Here is a 19568-nt window from a genome sequence, read left to right on the forward strand (position 1 = left end):
AGATCCATACTAAAATAAAAAAACCTGGCAGCCGAAACTACCAGGTTTTTAAGTTGGTTAATTATTCTAAAATTACTCTATAGTGAATTTTCTTGTTTTCATAACCTCAGGACCAGTAATTCTTGCGAAATACGTTCCTGCAGGGAAAGAACTTACATTAATCTGTGCCTCTTTACCTTGGTATACTCTTTGTCCGTACATTGAGAAGATCTCAACATTTTCTAAAGGTATTTTACCTACAGAAATGTTTAAGATATCACTTGTTGGAACTGGGAATACCATAAATAACTCATCACCTACATCAGATAATGGATATGTGTCTACAGATCTTGCTCCACCTTCTACACAGAATGTAGTCGCTTCAGAACTAGTAAACTCTCCTCCAGTAACAATTGTACCTGCACTGCTTGATAATGCATAAGAACCGCTACCAAATCCACAACAGATTCCATCACCGAAAGAATCAAAGATTGTAAACGTATAATCTCCATCAGCTAATCCACTGATAGTTTCAGTTACTGTAGAACCATCAGGGTTTGCAGTAGAGTAGCTTTCTGATGCTACAACAGCACCACTAGAATCAGTAACCTCCCAAGATGTTTCTTGTGGGAAATTATCGAAGGTAATGCTCAATGTTAAGTCTCCAGATACACAACCGCTACCAGATCCACCATCAGTAATAAGCGAAATATCGTCAATTGCAGCATCTGCTCTCCAGGTTGTTCCTGTTAAACGGTTGAATCGCAATTGAACTCCTGTACCTAAATATGCAGCAAGATCTACTGTAGCCGTCTGCCAAGAGTTACCTTGGTTTCCGCTTCTGCTCCAGATACTTGTCCAAGTTGCACCTTCGTCATTACTAGCCTCAAGATCTAATGAACCGAATCCGTTAGCTCCAAACATATGGTACTTGAAAGAAAATGTAGCCTCTGTAGCTGGCCCTAGGTCAATACATGGAGATGTAATAATTGCACGCTTGTTAGGGTACCCTATTCCGTTTCCAGATGCTTCAACGTATAAGTAGAATGAACCTTCTACCGCGCTAGCTGGTCCTGTATTTCTAGATGGAGTACCATTGGCATCTCTTATCCAGTCAAGATCATCACCACTATCCTGAGTCCATGCTCCGATACCAGTTTCAAATCCTTCTCCATAAGGAGTACTAACTCCATTTAAACACCCAGTAGCTTCTGGTGTAGTCACACGAAGTGGGCTACTTACATCAGATTCGTTACCAGCTGCATCTCTAGCCAATACTGTAAATTCGTATGTTGTTTGCGGAGTTAATCCTGAAACCGTAGCTGTTGTTCCAGCCACTGTAGCTACTACTACTCCGTCTTGTAAAACATCATATTCTGTAACTCCTACATTATCTGTAGAAGCATCCCAGCTTAAAGTAACCTGATTTGCAGCCAAATTAGAAGACGTTAAGTTAGCTGGTATAGAAGGAGCCTCTACATCTGGGTCCGCAGTGGTTACTGTTAATGTTGCACTTGCAGGAGATTCATTTCCGGCTGCATCTTTTGCAATTACAAAGAAATCATAAGAGGTACTTGCAGTTAATCCAGAAACATCAAAGTTTGTTGTTGCAGAAGAACCGATTACAGCTCCATCCTGATACACATCATAAGAAGTAACACCGATATTATCTGTAGAAGCATCCCAACTTAAAGTAAGTGAAGATTCTGTTACTGAGGAAGCTGCTAAATTAGTAGGAGCAGTTGGTGCCTCAGTATCTGGAGTATCAGGCTCTATTTTGAAAGCTACCACGTGACTTCTTCTTACGTTTGGCGCTGGCCCTTTCATATACTCACTAATATGCCAGAACGTTAAGTCATCTGTAGGGTCAATAGTAATTTGACCATAGTCTCCGTAACGTCCATCTCCTCTGTTGTTTTGAGCATCTCCATCTGCAGAAACTTGCTCGGCAGCTGTCATCGTTCCTAGCGGATCACTAGCTAATCTTCCTGTAAATCTTAAAGAAGTAAATACAGTGCTACTTACAACAGTATATGCTAATCCTATATTTCCTTGAGCATCTTGTGCAATACTTCCACAAAAAGCACTAAGACCATCTGGCTGTACATATGTTCCTTCCTGGAAAATAGTCCAAGGCTGTCCATCTCCAGTTTGTCTTAATTCGTACCAACGGATACCTGCTAAACTATCAGTACCATCCAAATCCACTACAAAGTTTAATACAATAGAGTTGTGTGTACCAAAACGTCTGTAGTTTGTCATATACATCATAGTTGCCTGTAATGCATCAATATCTGGTCCGTTACCTGGCTCATCTAAGTTTTGGAATGATCCACCATCAAATACACTATCAAATGGTGTAGTTGTTATTTCTTGTGGCTGTGAAATCGTAGAACTTGCAGGATTTGTCCAATCTACATTAGTTGTCCATACTTTGATATGGTCTTGAGAGATTCCAGTCCAGCTATCATCCTGTAAATACAAAATAGAATGTCCTACACCTACCGGAGGTAAATTAGGTCCTGTAGAGTGAGATCCACCTGGGCTATAGAATCCGTTAGTTTCTGCTCCTGGAAGAGGGAAACCAATTAATCCTGCACTTGCGTCTCCTACCAACATCTTATCCCTTTCTACCGCAAATACTACATCATTACCACTAGGGTTATTCTGATCCTTGTTTGCAGTGATATAGTATCCATCGCTCCAGATTGATAGTTTTTCATAATCTGGGAATGATCCTGTATTAAATCGGTAAGTAAACCAACCGTCATTTACAGGGTCTGGTCCTTGCCCTACAGCAATCAGGATTCCATTTGGAGTATTACTAAATTGCATGATAATAAAGCGATCTGCATAATTATCAAATACTACAATAGGATCTCCCAGCGTTTCTCCCGGAAAGATAGTTCCTAATGAAGCCTCTGGAACAAGCACATTACCTGCTCTATCCAAAATACCAAAACCAGAGTTGAATGCATATACATAATGGTTTGGCCCAATGGCACCAGTTGCATCATTCAGTACAGTTCCGATATGAGCATCAAAGGATGCCAAAGGAGAAGTGGTAGCCATTTTTGTGGCATTTTTCTGCTTGGCTACAAGAGGGTCGATACCACCTGCAGGTTGAAATCCTTTACCAGGTACAAAAGTATTAGTACCTCGCATTTTAGGAGGAGCAACATGTGCAAATCCTTCTGCTGAAATTACGTTATCCATTTCTGCGATAGCAGGAATACTTCTTACGTAGGCCGCTTTACCAACAGTACTGGCTTTCATCGGGGCTCCTTTTTGAGCAAATAGCCCAAAACTACATAAAGTAAATAGTGTTACATAAAAGAGTTTTGTTTTCATGTGTGTGAAATTTGATTAATTGTTTGTGTGAATTATAATTAGTATAAAATGATTTAAATGAGTGCAATTTTGAAGATTTGTTTTTAGGTTGAATAAAAGATAAAACTCGTTTATAATTATCGTGAAGAATTACTTCAATTATGACATTGTTAAATATAGAATAATTCGCCTAGAAACAAAAAAATAAGATGTCATAAAATACTTACAATCAAATAATTGTGCTAAAACCGTACTCTTAATGAGGCTTTATTTCCAAATTTACATATATAACAGATTGATGTATATTAGTATATTATTTAACAAATACTTTTTCATAAACATGTACTAACTTAACAAATCTTTGGGAAGCCCAGAATTAGCAATATGTAAGAAAAATACTGCCAACAAAAAAAGAAAAGAGTGGCCTCAAAAAAACCACTCTTTCCCCGTGAGAACATTTGCTAATGTCTAATAACTATTTTAAAAATATTTTAAAGGTTTAATTTCACTGGTTTCTAACTACTAAGATAGTTCATCGATAATATTAATCGATTAAAGGTCGAATCGCAATCCAAGGGATACATTATTTTGCTCAATTTCAGCGTTTCTGAAAACCGGAGAGATATCATACTTTAAATAAAAAGACATATCTCCAAAACCTAAATATGAACTTACCCCATAAATTAAATCACTAGTATTGTAATCTCTTTTGATCTTATCCTTTACCTTATCGCCATTTTCTTTGAATTTCAGTTTTTGACGAGTACTTATATTTGCTCCTACGTATCCTCCAATTCCGATTCTAAATTTTCGAGCGGTATAATATCTAATACTTTTTTCGGTTTCTTTTACCCTCGAAGGACCAAATTCAAAATGCACAGGCACCACAATGTTGTCCATTCTAAACTTGGACTTATCTAGCTCTACAGGAAACTCTTCTAAATTGGTTTGATTACCATTTTCTACAAAATATCGGTTTCCTGTAGGTTTTAACCCATTTGACACATAAGAGATTCCATATTTAAACCTTAGGAAATTAGTATTCTTAAATACTCTTGTCTTCCAGGCCCAACCTAACTCAAAAAATCGGCTTCCTGCAATCCTATAATCAAGATCATCTAAAGACTGGTCCTCTGCAATAGCATTATTCAATCCAAAAGCTACTACCAGATCTGATGTGGTTCTTCGGTCATATTTTATTTCTTTCTCTTTTACGTTTTTAATCTGAATTCCAAACAAAATATCTCCATCTTCCAAATCTTTGGCTCCCAATCCAATTTCTAGTTTTTCGGTATCCGTCCCGAGGAATTCGTCTCCATTTCTCTCCAAAAGTGCAATTCGATTATCCAAAATAGCCAATCCGTTTTCGATATTTAAAGCATGAACTTTGGCCGCTTCTTCTTTTAATTTTTGTGCTTCTGCTTTGGTAATTTCGTTATTCTCTAACCGTTTATTTATCGACTCTACCTCTTCTTTAAGCGCCTCTTTTTCTGCAGTGATAATTTGCTCTTTTTGCTGTTTTAATCTTCCAATTTTTGTATTGTCTATGGTTTCTTGCGCCCCCAAAAACTGGGCAATACATGTCATGGCTACGATTGTAGCTATAGTAACTAATGTCTTCATTTAAATTGATTTTGATATTCTGCACAATCCCTTTTTATCAAGGGATTATGCAGAACTTGATTGATGAATGATTCTTAATTTTCCCGCTCTGCTACAGCAGTTCTTACTTTCTTAAAACCAGTTTTAAGCGCTTCAAAAACTCGTTGTTTAAAAGTTTCATCGATTTCTTCTTCTACATCTTGCAGAAGTGCCGATGCACTAACCGTATTAGAATTTAATATTCTTTGTGATGTTATTTCTCGTTGTGCGTTACGCAATAGCTGGTTGATCTCCTCTTCGGTAACTTCGTTTTGATCTTTTTGGAGCTCATCTACCTGTGCTAATACGTCTGCTATTTTTTCCTCTATTACATTGGCATCTACAGGTAAAACCTCTTTTTCATTTAAAGTCCCTGCTACAGCTTCTTTAGTATCAAATTGTTTGTTTAAATCGACTCGATCAACTTTTTCAAAAGTGTCTTTTACTTTAGTACCATTATTTTTGGCAGCCTCAGCTACTTTATTGTCTACAGCAAGTTGTTTTTTTACAGAAATTGCTTCAGACTTTTTCTTTTCTATGGCTACTGTTTCGTCCTTCTTCTCTTCTACGGGAATAATCTCCTTCTCCTTTTGCTCATTAAGTGTGATTTCTGTTTGGTCTTTTTTCAAAATCTCATCACTTCTATCTACAATTTCTATCTTATTAGGTTCTTCCGAAAGACTTTTGTTTCTCCATACGGCTGTTATCACTAATACTCCTACAAAAACAGCTGCTATACTGTACCATAAGATTTTGTTATCTTTTTTTCTTTTCTTGGCCTCGTGTACATCCAGTTGAGACGCTAACTTCTCCCAAGAACTTACTGTAGGTTCTATAGCGCGTTCTTCGAGCTTCTCTCTTATATTATCTTCAAATTTCAATGGCGCCATTACTTAATTTATTTTGTTGGTTCACTCTGTGCTGTAGCATTTTTCTTGCTTTAAACAATTGTGATTTCGATGTGTTTTCTGAAATCTCCAACATTTTTGCAATCTCGCTATGTTTGTACCCTTCTACAGCATACAATACAAACACCATTCTATATCCTTCTGGAAGACCATCAATTAATTCCTGAATTTGCTCTACTTCTAATTCTGTATTGATATTATTCCAGGACTCTTCTTTATAATTTGGCATTTCTTCGGTAAAGAAAATTTTCTTTTCTTTTCTTAAAAATGAAATCGATTCGTTAACCATAATTCTTCGTACCCAACCTTCAAAACTTCCTTCAAACTTAAATTTATTCAGGTTTAAGAATACTTTCAAAAAACCATTGAGCATAACATCCTCTGCAAACTGGATATCTTTAACATACCTCCTACATACACTAAGCATTTTTGGTGCATACTTGGTGTATAGCTGATGCTGAGCATCCCGCTGCTGATTGGCGGCCTTTTTGATAAGTTGCGTTTCGCTTTTATAAAATTGAATTACTTTCAACGTAAAGAGTGATTAATTAGATCTTCTATTAGCATAGACGTCAAAGAAAATAAAATGGTTGCCTATGTCATTATTATTTTTGATAAATCACAAAAAAACACCAAAAAACCTATGTAAACTACTGATTAAAAGGTAAGTAAATTTTTAAAAAATAATTTATTTTTTTCGGTCAATTACGTAATTTACCATAAGCTCTAGTGAAGATCGGTAATCAGAATTTGGATATTCGGACAAAATGGACAAGGCTTGATCCTTAAAATCATTCATGATTTTGATCCCATATTCTAAGCCACCACTTTCTTTTACAAACGCGATTACCTCTTTTACCCGTTTCTTGTCCTTATTATGATTTTTTACAGAGTTAATCAGCCATTTTCTTTTATCCTTACTGCAATTGTTGAGCGTATAAATCAATGGCAAGGTCATTTTTTGTTCTTTGATATCAATTCCAGTAGGCTTTCCGATAGCTGTATCACCATAATCAAAAAGATCATCTTTTATTTGAAATGCCATTCCTATAAGCTCTCCAAATTTTCTCATCTTTTCGACATCCTCAGTTTCTGGCACAACCGAACAAGCTCCCAGGCCACAACAAGCTGCAATCAATGTTGCTGTTTTCTGACGGATAATCTCGTAATAAATCTCTTCGGTAATATCTAGTTTTCTTGCTTTTTCTATCTGTAGTAATTCTCCTTCACTCATTTCCCGTACTGCTACCGAAATAATTCGAAGTAAGTCAAAATCTCCATAATCAATGGATAGCAATAGCCCTTTGGACAACAAATAATCACCTACTAAAACTGCAATCTTATTCTTCCATAGTGCATTAATCGAGAAAAAACCACGTCTACGATTCGAATCATCCACCACATCATCATGTACTAACGTAGCGGTATGAATTAATTCTATTACCGAAGCGCCGCGATAAGTTCTTTCGTTTACTTCTCCTCCGGAAACCAGTTTGGCAACCAAAAACACAAACATAGGTCGCATCTGTTTTCCTTTACGGTTTACGATGTAATGTGTAATACGATTAAGGAGCGCCACCTTTGAAGACATTGAATCTGAAAACTTTTTCTCGAAAAGTTCCATTTCATCAATAATAGGCAGTTTTATTTGCTCAACAACTTTCAACAGGAAGTATTATGGTTCTACTAAAATTTGCTACGAAGATAGTATAATTTGTTTTTTGATAAACCCTAATAGTGTTAATAAAGAAAAATCAAGATTTGTTAGCCAATTGACCGCAAGCTGCATCGATATCTTTTCCTCTACTTCGACGAACATTTACTACAATCCCTTTATTTTCTAATGCAGAAATATATTGATCTATTGCAGCCGATGATGCTTGCTGAAATTCACCATCATCAATAGGGTTATATTCTATTAAATTTACCTTGCAGGGTACGTAAGAGCAAAACCTAATTAGTGCATCAATATCTTTTTTCTTGTCGTTGATACCTTTCCAAACTACATACTCGTAAGTAATTCTGCTTTTTGTTTTGGCATACCAGTATTCTAAAGCTTCTTTAAGGTCTGTGAGCGGAAAGGTCTCATTAAAAGGCATGATCGCCGTTCTTACTTCATCCAAAGCCGAATGTAAAGAAACTGCCAACCTAAACTTCACTTCATCATCAGCCATTTTTTTGATCATTTTTGGCACTCCAGAGGTAGACAAGGTAATTCGTCTGGGAGACATTCCTAATCCCTCTGGTGATGTAATTTTATCAATTGCTTTAATCACATTATTATAGTTCATAAGAGGCTCTCCCATCCCCATAAACACGATATTAGACAATGGACGATTGTAGTACAATTTGCTTTCCTTATCAATGGCTACCACTTGATCATAAATCTCATCGGGGTTAAGGTTACGCATTCTTTTTAAACGTGCTGTTGCGCAGAACTTGCAATCCAGACTACACCCTACTTGAGAAGAAACACAAGCTGTAGTTCTTGTAGGAGTTGGAATAAGCACAGATTCTACAATCAAACCATCATGCAATCTTACTGCATTTTTTATGGTACCATCTGCACTGCGCTGCATTTGATCTACTCGAATATGATTGATCACAAAGTTCTCTTCCAACATGAGCCGCGTTGCTTTGGAGATATTGGTCATATCATCAAAACTATGAGCTCCTTTGTTCCAAAGCCATTCATATACCTGATTCCCACGAAAAGCTTTGTCTCCATGTTCCTCAAAAAAAGATCGCAATTGATCTTTTGTATATGCTCGTATGTCTTTTTTCTTTACTGCCATATTTTGCAAAAGTAAATGATATTGTGCTACCGACACAAATATTATTCACAACAAAAAACCCTCAGTAAAGTGCTGAGGGCTTCATTATTTTTTTATTTCTCCAGGAATTATTTCTTAGAATCTTTTATTCTTCTCCATTCATGTATTCCTCCTCCGCCTTTGTACTTTACATAAAGTACATCACGTTTTTCTTCTTCGGTCCAAATTTGACAGTCGGCTTTTTCTCCAGTCCATACATTAGTATAGGTACCTCCTTCATATTTATCACCACTAAAACGAAGGTTCTTAAGAATAGTCATCCCTTCTATCTTTTTGTTTTTGTCTTCTCCAGTACATTTGAAACAAACATCATCTCTCTCAGATTCTCTCATCATTTTTTCGATAGTACCAAAAACTTTACCGTCGATGATATACACCTGAACCACGCTTAAAGCTACTCCAGATTCTTTATCGATCATTCTCCATTTCCCTAACACAGGATTTGGTTTATAGGCAGCCAATAGATTTTCTTTCAAATCATAATCTACAGGATTTTCACCTAACCAAATTTTAAACAGTGCAGTTTTGAACTCCATGTTGGTCATGGTACCTAGAATGGTTCTATTTCTGAACACAGTTAATTTCCCGCCTTTGGTATGTAATATTTTGATGATATCAAATTTCTTAACATCATTGGGAAGAAGTCCAATAAACTTGCGAATATGATCTTCTAATTTGAAGCTATTACCATTTGTAGCTACTTCAATTCCACCTCTGATTAATTTTTCAAGGCCTTTCTGATTCATTGAAGATAGTACTTTGATCGTAACCGCCATTTCTTTGTCCTTTTCGGCTACTTTTACTCCATCTTCTGGTCCTTCTACTTCGAAGTCCAGATATAATCCAATTGCATATAATTTTTCTCGTTCTCCGGCACCATTAAGCATCAATTCCGTTTCTCCGAATTTATCAGTATCATTAAAACGAACTACACCGACTTTTGTTTGGGCCAAAGAGCATACAACAGTAAAAAATGTAAGGTAACACAATACTTTTTTCATCATTATCTATTTAGGTTTTGTTCAAGGTTTTTTAACAGGAAAACAAAAAACGGTCCAATTCTATAAAAAGTACCCCGATATTCTGTATTCAATATGTTATTTTCGACAAAAAACACAAATCATCGACAAAATGCATTATGTCATTACGGTAAAACCGTAAATTTTTGTCGCCGCGAAAATAACACTTTTTTTTTCATAAAAACCACTTTAACACCTTAATTTTTAAGAATATAACAAAAAACCCTGCTCAAAATATCGTTAAACAGGGTTTTCCTCAATACTTTGCTATTTTGATTACAAGATTAACATTGCATCTCCATAGGAATAAAACTTATATTTTTCTTTTACCGCTTCTTCATAAGCTTCTTTTACAAAATCATGTCCTGCAAATGCAGAAACCATCATTAACAATGTAGATTTTGGTGTATGAAAATTGGTAATCATACTATTTGCAATACTAAAGTCATATGGCGGGAAGATAAACTTATTCGTCCATCCTCTAAATTCATTTAGCGTTTTCTCTGAAGAAACCGAACTCTCTAAAGCTCTCATCACCGTAGTTCCTACAGCACATATTCTTTGCTTATTAGCAATACCTGAGTTGATCACATTGGTTGCCTGAGCAGTAATGAATGCTTCTTCGCTATCCATTTTATGTTTTGATAGATCTTCTACCTCTACCGGATTAAATGTACCTAAACCAACGTGTAAAGTAATTTCTGCAAAATCTACTCCTTTTATCTCTAAACGTTTCATCAAATGTTTAGAAAAGTGAAGTCCAGCTGTAGGAGCTGCTACAGCACCTTCATTTTTTGCGTAAATGGTTTGGTAACGTGTCTCATCCTCTGGCTCCGTATCTCTTTTGATGTATTTAGGAAGTGGCGTTTCTCCTAAATCTGTTAGTTTCTGTCTGAACTCATCATAAGAACCGTCATACAAAAAACGTAACGTACGTCCTCTCGAAGTTGTATTATCAATTACCTCTGCTACTAGACTCTCGTCATCTCCAAAATAAAGTTTGTTTCCGATACGAATTTTTCTTGCCGGATCAACCAATACATCCCAAAGGCGAGTTTCAGAATTTAATTCTCGTAGTAAGAACACTTCAATTCTAGCTCCTGTTTTTTCTTTATTTCCATACAGTCTGGCAGGAAAAACTTTGGTGTTATTCACGACCATTACATCATTAGGCTCGAAATAATCTATAAGATCTTTGAACTGTTTATGTTCGATGGTTTGATCCTTTCTATTAAGAACCATAAGACGAGCTTCGTCTCTATTCTCTGCTGGATATTCGGCCAACAACTCCTGTGGAAGGTTAAAATTGAAATGCGATAACTTCATTAGATTTATTTTTTGAAGATGCAAATATACAATCTCGTGACAGGGGTTGTCAAGTAAAATGACATATATTTTAACTCTTCTGTTGTAAGCGCTTTAGAACCGCAATAAATACTACCCTAGTGCAAAACCTAACTTCTCGAGATCTCTCCAAAAATCTGGATAAGATTTGGATACTACATCGGCGTCTTCTATCGACAATGAAGTTCTAAGTGCCAGAGGAGCAAATGCCATTGCCATTCTGTGGTCATGGTATGTCCCGATTAATATATCTTTTTCCATACGATTAGAAGCTGCCAATCGCAGACTGTCTTCTGTTATTTCAACCTCTCCTCCTAATTTCTCTATTTCGGTTTTCAAAGCCTCTAATCGATCTGTTTCTTTGATTTTCAAAGTGTGCAGACCAGTTAGATAACAAGATATCCCTAATCCAAAACAGGTTACCGCAATGGTTTGCGCTATATCTGGCGAATTGGATAAGTCCAAACCATGAAGCGCTTCATAATTGGTGATATTATTTTTTTTAAGTGTTACCGTATGATCGCCAAAAACCGTTTCTACTCCCAGATTCTTGTAAATAGTGGCTAAAGAAGAATCACCTTGATAGCTTCTCTTCTTATAACTTCCTAAAGTGATTTCTGCATTTTGAGACAGTGCAACAATACTATAAAAATAAGACGCAGAACTCCAATCCGACTCTACGACAATAGTATTGTCGATATCGTTTTTATTTTCCGGTATGGTTATTACATTATCTTTAAAAGCACCTTTAATTCCAACATCTTCAAGCAAACTAAGCGTCATATTGATATATGGTACCGAGGTCACCTTACCTTTTAACGCTATCTCTAATCCATTTGGTAATGAGGATGCCATTAACATCAAGGCAGAAATGTATTGACTGCTTACATTGGCCTGTAACTCTACCTTATTCGCTTCCGGCTTTGTTCCCAGGATATTAATTGGGGGATACCCTTCTTCTTTTTCATATTGGATATCACATCCCAATTGCTGAAGGGCGTCTACCAAAATTTTTATAGGTCTTTCCTGCATTCTTTTACTTCCAGTGAGCGTAGTTTTCCTACCTTCTTTCAAAGCAAAATAAGCTGTTAAGAAACGCATCGCTGTTCCCGCATGATGAATATCTACGGTTTCATCTGTACTAGCCAAAGCTCTTTGCATAAGTACAGAGTCATCACTATTAGATACGTTTTCAATCTTTATATTGGGATATAACGCTTGTAAAATAAGAAGTCTATTGGTTTCACTTTTTGACCCCGTTATCTGTAAAGCACCACTTTTTATAGCTGATACTTGCTGTAATTTCAAATTCATTATTGTCGATTTGATTTGCGTTTTCTAAATTCTAAATAATACCCCATGATCATTCCATAGGTTAAGCCTCCAACCAAGCGGGAAAATACATAACGTATCCATCTGCCATCTGTAACTCGTTCTTCGACAAAAGCACTAAAAGCCAACCCCTTAAAATGCATAAAATGCTCGATAATGCTAAAAATAATGACAAACCCAAGTCCTATAAAACCAACGGTCATCCAATATTTCTTTGAAGATATTATAGAGAAAAACATTATTTTAATTTTTCATTATTATGATGACGATCGTGATCTCTTTTTGTTTTGAGATCCAATTTTTTATCAAAAGCATCCTGCAGATCCACTCCTGTTTGATTGGCAAGACAAAGTACTACAAAAAGCACATCTGCCAACTCTTCTCCCAGATCCTTATTTTTATCACTCTCTTTCTCACTTTGTTCTCCATAACGTCGAGCAATAATTCGTGCTACTTCACCTACTTCTTCAGTAAGTTGAGCCATATTGGTGAGCTCATTGAAATAACGTACTCCATGATTTTTGATCCAATCATCTACGGCTTGCTGTGCATTTTGAATATTCATACTTATATTTTTTTAAGAACCACCTGATCGCTCTCTTTTTCAATGATTTTGTTATAAAACTCTTTGATCGAAGGATAATATTCTGGTAATATCAGCGCCGAATTAATGGTTTCGGTAACTGAAATTTGAATCATTCCATTTACGATTTTAGCATTAAACGAAAATGACCCTAAATCATCAGGCAATTTAAATCCTCCTGACTCAGGCAACTCAGCTATTTGGTATCCTTCTGGTATTTTAATATTTACCATATACACATCTGAAAAACCATATCCAAAATCAACCGGATATCTTCGATCATCAGATTTGAATATATTCTCTTTATTACGCAAAAATAATAAAGGTGAGAAGAACATTTCATTATCTATGACCTCTATTTGATCTTCAACTACAAATTCGAATCGTTCATTAACCGGTTTCCCCAATTGATTAGCACCTTTCACCTCATAATTTATCAATTCATCTATTTCGTATTTTTTAAGAATTCTTTTTTCATGAGACTTCTGGTCATAAATTCCGAATCGGTCACGAAAATTATGGGCCAGATAATCCAAATGATACATATTGGATTTTCCTTTAATCGTTCCATCGGTATCAATTTCATATTGTAAGCTACTTCGGTTTAATGAAGGCTTGCCTGGTCTGAGATTCAAACGTTGTGATTTTCCATTTTCTGCTATAATTCTAGCGGTCCCCTGTATTACTCGATTGGGAAGTACGTTAGGTTCCCCATATTTATCTGTGGCGTCCAGGTAAATACTATTGCCATTAGGCAATTTAACTCTGGTGATCACATAATCAAATCCACCTAATGTAGGAAACAGAGACGTTACTTTTTGATTCGAAGTGACCAAGACTGGATTAGCTTTTACTCCCACATGATTTAGCATCGAAGTAAGCATCAGGTTAATATCAGCCACATTACCTGTACCTTCTTTATACGCTTTTCTCACACCAGATTGCACTGTAGCGCGATAATTGCCGTTCCAATTCATTTTTTGTTTTACATAACCAAAGATCAATCCCGCCTTTTTTATAGGATCACTAATCCCTCCAACTAATTGATCAATATCTTCTTTGTAGTAATTTGTTTTATTTAGTTCCCCACCAAAATCGCCTCTGGAATACATTTTCTTGATAATTTCCTCCCAGGTGGTTGCATAATCCTCTATAGAACTTCCAAACTTGGTATATTGGAGTTCATAGACCACTGAAGACACATAATTGTTGATATTACCAGAATAAGCTTCATTTTTAAATGCAGGAATATCTGACATACTAAAATTATCAGTGGTAATCTTATAATCAATTACGTTTTGTTTTCCTCTATATTTTGAAGAAAATCCTGATTGCCCTCTTACGTTTCCTCCTCCTTGCTTCAATACATCAGCGGCTTTTGTTCTTTCAGGAACATATACGAATTGTCCATTCGAAAATGTTTCTTTCAAATCTATTGGTAAATATCCTGTAGTATGTTTTTTAAAATTAAAATATTCTGGAGTTTTTATAGAAACCTCTAACTTCTTTATTGGTATTTGATCCTGCAACACCACTCTATCAATATTATAAACGAAAGGTGAAATGATCTTATATTTATATTCTATTACCGAATTATCCTTAAGCTCTGGCATGGTAAATTTGATCTGATTATAATTTTCAGAATACTCATTCTCAAAAATCCCATCTTTTTGCAACTTTGTTTTGATCACTTTGCCTCCCTCGAGAGAATAGGTAAAGCCTTTTAAATCGCTCATTCTCTCTTCTGCTCTTTCATTCTTATACAATAAAAAATCATCCGAAGCATAATCAAATCCATTCTTGTTATATAGTTTTACCCGTCGATGCACTTCAGTTATCAAAAGAAACCATCGTACGGTAGGGTTGTATTCGTAGTACACTTCTTTTTTATCATATAGAATCACCGCATTTGCAGTACTATCTGCTTCATAAGACTGTTCTTCCAATTCTGCTTTGGACACCTTTCCAAACTTATATTCTTGTCCGGAAGAGATATGAAAGGATAGTATACATATTCCTGTTAACAGCAGTTTATTTATAGGATTCATAATTATTTGATTGGTTTATATTTTTTTTAAGACTACCTGATCATTTTCTTTTTGAATGATCTGATTGTAAAATTGTTTTAGCGTGGGGTAATATTCTGCAGGAATAAAGGGAGTTTTCAAATTTTCAGAAATAGTGATCTGAACTTTATCAGCATTTACATTTGATCTATAAACAAAACTCCCCATATCACCTGGTAATTTAAAAGCCTGACTTTTGGGTATTTCTGAAACCTCATAACCCTCAGGTATTTGAATGGAAACCATCATTTGATTAGCATACCCATATCCAAAATCTACTGGATATAAACGTTCATTGGACTTAAAGATATTTTCTTTATCTCTCAAAAAAAGTAGGGGTGCAAAGTATATTTCGTCTTCGATTACTTCTGCCTGGTCCTCTACGGTAAACTCGAACCTTTCTGTTACAGGCTCCCCTAATTTATCAACACTTTTTAATTCGTAATTACTTAAATCGGTAATTTCATATCTCTTTTTAAGCCTTTTTGTTTGGGTCTCTTTATCCTTTATCGCATGGGCAGTACGAAATGAGTGTGCCAGATAATCTTTGTGATATAAATTCGTTTTTCCCGTGATTACCCCATCCTCATCCAATTTGCATTGCAGGCTAAACCTTCCCATAGCGGGTTGCTTTGGCCGAAAATCTATTAACTGAGATGTCCCTTTTTCGGATATTATTCTACCTGAACCATGTACTACTCTATAGGGAAGAATATTGGGTTCTCCATATTTATCTGTAGCATCCAAGAACAGAATTTGATCTCCTGATTTTACTCTTGCAATTACATAATCAAATCCTTCTAATGTTGGAAATAATGAGATCGTCTTTCGAACGGAGCTTACCAATACGGGGTTAACCTCTACACCTGCATATTTCAACATCCCAATCAACATTAAATTGATTTCTGCAGAGTTCCCAACGCCATCTGCGTACGCTTTTTTTACTCCATTTCTTGTTACTACCCCATACTTATTATTCCAATTCATTTTTCCTTGCACAAAACTATAAATCAAAAGTGCCTTTTTGATAGGATCGGTAGTCGTTCCCAAAAGCTGGTCAATATCTTTTTTGAAATAAGCAGTTCTTTCTAATTCATTCCCAAATCTAGGATTCTCGAAGACAGATTTTGCTACCGCCTCCCAGGTAGTGGCATAATTTTCAATTGAATTACCAAAGCGTGTATACTGAAGCTCAAAAAGTATGGAAGACAAATAGTTTTCTGGATTGCCCGAATACGGCTCTTCTATAAATGCCGGAACATTGGTAGACGTAATGTTGTTTATATTAACCTTATAATCAATTCGGTCTACAGAATATTTAGTCTCTCTGGATCCAAAAGTATTCGCTGATTTAGAGTTAATAGAAATATTCTTATTGCGACTAGATTCTTTGAGATTAACCGGCAAATACCCTGTAGTGTATTTTTTGAAATTATAGTATTCTGGGGTATTTACTGAGACTTCCAGTTTTTTAATAGGTATGCTTTGTTGTAAGTATATCTTATCAATATTGTATATAAAAGGAGAAATGATTTTATACTTAAACTCAATTATTGATCCTTCTGATAAAGATGGCATCGTAAACTTTACCTCGTTATAGTTCTCTGAGTATTCGTTTTCAAAAACCTCATCTTTGTCCAATTTTGTTTCGTTGATTTTATTACCAACCAAACTGTAAGACATTCCTTTTAAACCACTTACTTTTTCTTTATTGCTATTATTTCTATACAGTAGCACCTCATGTGAGGCATGTTCAAATCCATTTTTGTTATACAATTTGATTCGCTGATACACTTCTGAAACCAATTGAAATCCTCGTGTCTGCGAATATTCATACCATACTTTTTTGTTTTTATACAATACCGCAGCATTAGCATTACTATCCAATGGATAGGACTTTTCCAGCAGCTCATCTTTGGAAACCTTACCAAATTCGTATTTCTGGGCATACGAAGTTTGGACTGCAAAAACCAAAATGAAACAGGCAATTATGTAATTAAAATTCTTCATTAAAGTTGTTTTAGTACGATTTTGGATTTATCTATTTTCTTAATATCTGCTCTAAACTTGCGATACTCTTCGTATTTTTCTTTTGGGAATGTACCATCCTTGATCTTGAGGTATCTTTTGAACTTTAAACTGGCGTCATCTATTTTTTCTAATTCCCAAGAGTATTTCCCAAACTCTGTTTCTATTATTTTTTTGTCCGGAACACTAGAAACCGTATATCCCTGAGGGACATGAATAATATATTCGTCAGTGTTAACGTAACCTCTGGATATTTCTAAAGGCATTTTTCTATCCTCATATTTTGGAAGGTTACTTTGATCACAACTAAATGCATTTGGAGCCACCAATAAACGGCTGCCTACCTTCTTCATATAATTCCTGCATGAAACTTTGACCTCTTCGTTAAATGTGATCGCATCTACGTCGTTTTCAAAATTTAGCGAATTAATTTCCAGGTTATTTACATATCCCCAAAGCTCCTTATAATACACCTTTTGATCCTTTGGTGTTTCGAATCGAATACCATTATTCCAATCATATTCCAATCCTTTGGATTCTCTTTTAATTTCCGCTACCATTGAAGCGTCTGCCCCCAAATTAATAGTGGCCTGAGTATGAAGCATATTTTCTTCAGGTTCGTATCGTTTGGTTCTTTTAATTTCTCCTCCGTCTGGGGTTACTACCAGCACATTTCGATCATCTGTAAAATCACCAATAAAATCAAAAGGAGCTGTTTGACTGGTACATTCTAACCATATATCCTCATCTTCTTCTGGAATATTAAGAATGACATGATTTCCTTGCATAGCCGCAAAGTCTGGATCAATATCTCTTCTTTCGTTTGCAAAAACCACTGTATAATATGATAATATCCCTTGACTATCCAATAGGGCTTTGGTATAATTGGTAAGTGCTTTACAATCTCCGTATCCCAATCGGTCTACATCACTCGCCAAAAAAGGCATCCAACCCCCAACTCCCAACTGCACACTGATGTATCTGGTTTTGCCTTGCACATACTCATAAATTCGTTTTGCCTTTTCTCTTTTTGTAGTTAAACCTTCTGTTAGTTTTCCAACTTCGTTTATCGTTTCTTGCGACAATTCATCTCTTCCGGTCAGCAACTTATCATATTGCCATTTCCCCATGGTCTTCCAATCTGTAGCAGCTCCCTTTACTCCCTGGAGATAAAATTCATTTAAGGTCGCCCTTACCATAGGGACTGTGTTTCTATATGACGGACTTAGTACTTCTCGTAATCTTGAAGGCATCCGATCAATGGTATATTTTCTTTGACCATCAGATTCGTCTTTTTGCACGGGAAAACCTTCAAAATTTGTTTCATTATATCGAATAGAAATATCCGTATTATTCACTATCGTGTAAGAAGACTTTTGCACGCCCAATCTATACCCCAATAGTGGCAACCAAGGAGTAATAAATGCAGTGGATGATTTTTGCACTTCACTCTCAAAAACCAACGTATAAGGATAGTCTACAGGAGTATAATCAAAATACAACATTCGATCATCATTCATCAAAGAAATACCATCATGTCTACTCCTATCCTTAAAATCCTTCTTTTTGTATTTTTTAGTTTCTTTTCCGTAGGCATCGTAGACCGTAGCTTCAAGCTTTTTAATTTTTATAGAAGGGTCATACCCTTCAGCAGAGTTTGCGTAGCCTCGCCCATATTTATTAAGGACTGTGACAATCCTTTTATTTTTAACGGTAATGGAGTTGATAGCATTAATTTCTATCTGTACATCTTCAGACAGAACTACCGCATTTGCATCTTTAAGAAGCGTTGTGTCTATTGAAGAGAACTTCAAATCTACTTCTTCTTGCGCTGAAGTTTTAGAAAAATACAGTACAAAAACTGCTACCACATAGGGTAGTATTTTTTTTAGCATATCTATTTATTTTGGGGTGGTTATTCTCTATTTTTGGTATCTATTATGATCGTTACTGGTCCATCGTTAAGCAACGCAACTTTCATGTCTGCTCCAAAGATCCCGGTCCCTACTTTTTTGTTTAATTCGGTTTCAAGTTGGTTAACAAAACGCTCATAAATTGGTATAGCTATATCAGGTTTTGCAGCTTTAATATAACTAGGCCTATTTCCCTTTTTGGTGCTTGCATGTAAGGTAAATTGACTTACCACAATCGCATCTCCATTTACATCAAGTAGACTCTTGTTCATCACCCCTTTTTCATCTCCAAAAATTCGTAATCGTGCAATTTTTCCAGACAACCAAATAATATCTTCTTCTGTATCTTGCTCTTCTATTCCTACTAAAATGAGCAACCCAGATTGTATGTTAGAAATCTCTTTTTGATCTACCGAAACTGAGGCTTCGGTTACCCTTTGTATCACCGCTCTCATATCTTACTTAGCTTTTACAACTTCAACCTACAATACGACCGAAAATTATCTCGCGTATTTGCAAGTATACACTATACCAGTTTCATTTTTTGAAACTTAGTTTTTTGTTTTCCTATTTATGTATTTCATGAATTTC

15 protein-coding genes are annotated in these 19568 nt (G+C 35.8%); all 15 read right to left on the reverse strand.

Annotated elements, in window-relative coordinates; translation table 11 throughout:
- Window positions 1-72 precede the first annotated feature (72 nt).
- Window positions 73-3330, reverse strand: a complete 3258-nt coding sequence (locus tag BUE24_RS07905) for a fibronectin type III domain-containing protein (protein WP_073315467.1) — start codon at window positions 3328-3330, stop codon at window positions 73-75.
- Between the two features lie 531 nt (window positions 3331-3861).
- Entirely contained in the window at window positions 3862-4932 is a 1071-nt protein-coding gene (locus BUE24_RS07910; RefSeq protein WP_073315468.1) for a coiled-coil domain-containing protein, read from the reverse strand.
- A gap of 74 nt (window positions 4933-5006) precedes the next feature.
- Window positions 5007-5840 carry a hypothetical protein gene (locus BUE24_RS07915; protein WP_073315469.1) on the reverse strand — a complete coding sequence of 278 codons (834 nt, stop codon included), beginning with the start codon at window positions 5838-5840 and terminating at the stop codon, window positions 5007-5009.
- Entirely contained in the window at window positions 5821-6390 is a 570-nt protein-coding gene (locus BUE24_RS07920; RefSeq protein ID WP_073315470.1) for an RNA polymerase sigma factor, read from the reverse strand. The genes BUE24_RS07915 and BUE24_RS07920 overlap by 20 nt, the downstream gene beginning before the upstream one ends.
- Window positions 6391-6546: 156 nt before the next feature.
- Window positions 6547-7524 (reverse strand): polyprenyl synthetase family protein, encoded by a 978-nt coding sequence (locus tag BUE24_RS07925; RefSeq protein WP_073315471.1) that lies wholly within the window; start codon window positions 7522-7524, stop codon window positions 6547-6549.
- Window positions 7525-7612: 88 nt separating this feature from the next.
- Complete coding sequence (gene rlmN / locus BUE24_RS07930; RefSeq protein ID WP_073315472.1) at window positions 7613-8653, reverse strand: dual-specificity RNA methyltransferase RlmN; 1041 nt, start codon at window positions 8651-8653, stop codon at window positions 7613-7615.
- A 107-nt stretch (window positions 8654-8760) separates the two neighbouring features.
- Entirely contained in the window at window positions 8761-9696 is a 936-nt protein-coding gene (locus BUE24_RS07935; protein ID WP_084549451.1) for a chalcone isomerase family protein, read from the reverse strand.
- A 291-nt stretch (window positions 9697-9987) separates the two neighbouring features.
- Window positions 9988-11037, reverse strand: a complete 1050-nt coding sequence (gene queA, locus BUE24_RS07940; RefSeq protein WP_073315474.1) for a tRNA preQ1(34) S-adenosylmethionine ribosyltransferase-isomerase QueA — start codon at window positions 11035-11037, stop codon at window positions 9988-9990.
- 111 nt (window positions 11038-11148) lie between these two features.
- Complete coding sequence (locus BUE24_RS07945; protein ID WP_073315475.1) at window positions 11149-12369, reverse strand: 3-phosphoshikimate 1-carboxyvinyltransferase; 1221 nt, start codon at window positions 12367-12369, stop codon at window positions 11149-11151.
- Window positions 12369-12626 (reverse strand): hypothetical protein, encoded by a 258-nt coding sequence (locus tag BUE24_RS07950; protein ID WP_084549452.1) that lies wholly within the window; start codon window positions 12624-12626, stop codon window positions 12369-12371. Before BUE24_RS07950 ends, BUE24_RS07945 begins: the two co-directional genes overlap by 1 nt.
- Window positions 12626-12952, reverse strand: a complete 327-nt coding sequence (locus BUE24_RS07955) for a nucleotide pyrophosphohydrolase (protein ID WP_073315477.1) — start codon at window positions 12950-12952, stop codon at window positions 12626-12628. The genes BUE24_RS07950 and BUE24_RS07955 overlap by 1 nt, the downstream gene beginning before the upstream one ends.
- Before the next feature lie 2 nt (window positions 12953-12954).
- Window positions 12955-15018 carry a DUF3857 domain-containing protein gene (locus BUE24_RS07960; RefSeq protein ID WP_084549453.1) on the reverse strand — a complete coding sequence of 688 codons (2064 nt, stop codon included), beginning with the start codon at window positions 15016-15018 and terminating at the stop codon, window positions 12955-12957.
- A gap of 15 nt (window positions 15019-15033) precedes the next feature.
- On the reverse strand, window positions 15034-17046 hold the full coding sequence (locus BUE24_RS07965) for a DUF3857 domain-containing protein (protein ID WP_073315478.1): 2013 nt from the start codon (window positions 17044-17046) through the stop codon (window positions 15034-15036).
- On the reverse strand, window positions 17046-18959 hold the full coding sequence (locus BUE24_RS07970; RefSeq protein ID WP_073315479.1) for a DUF3857 domain-containing protein: 1914 nt from the start codon (window positions 18957-18959) through the stop codon (window positions 17046-17048). The genes BUE24_RS07965 and BUE24_RS07970 overlap by 1 nt, the downstream gene beginning before the upstream one ends.
- A 20-nt stretch (window positions 18960-18979) precedes the next feature.
- Window positions 18980-19432, reverse strand: coding sequence for a D-aminoacyl-tRNA deacylase (dtd, locus tag BUE24_RS07975; RefSeq protein ID WP_073315480.1), 453 nt, complete (start codon window positions 19430-19432; stop codon window positions 18980-18982).
- Window positions 19433-19568: the final 136 nt, after the last annotated feature.

The organism is Aquimarina spongiae (assembly GCF_900141785.1).
GTDB lineage: Bacteria > Bacteroidota > Bacteroidia > Flavobacteriales > Flavobacteriaceae > Aquimarina > Aquimarina spongiae.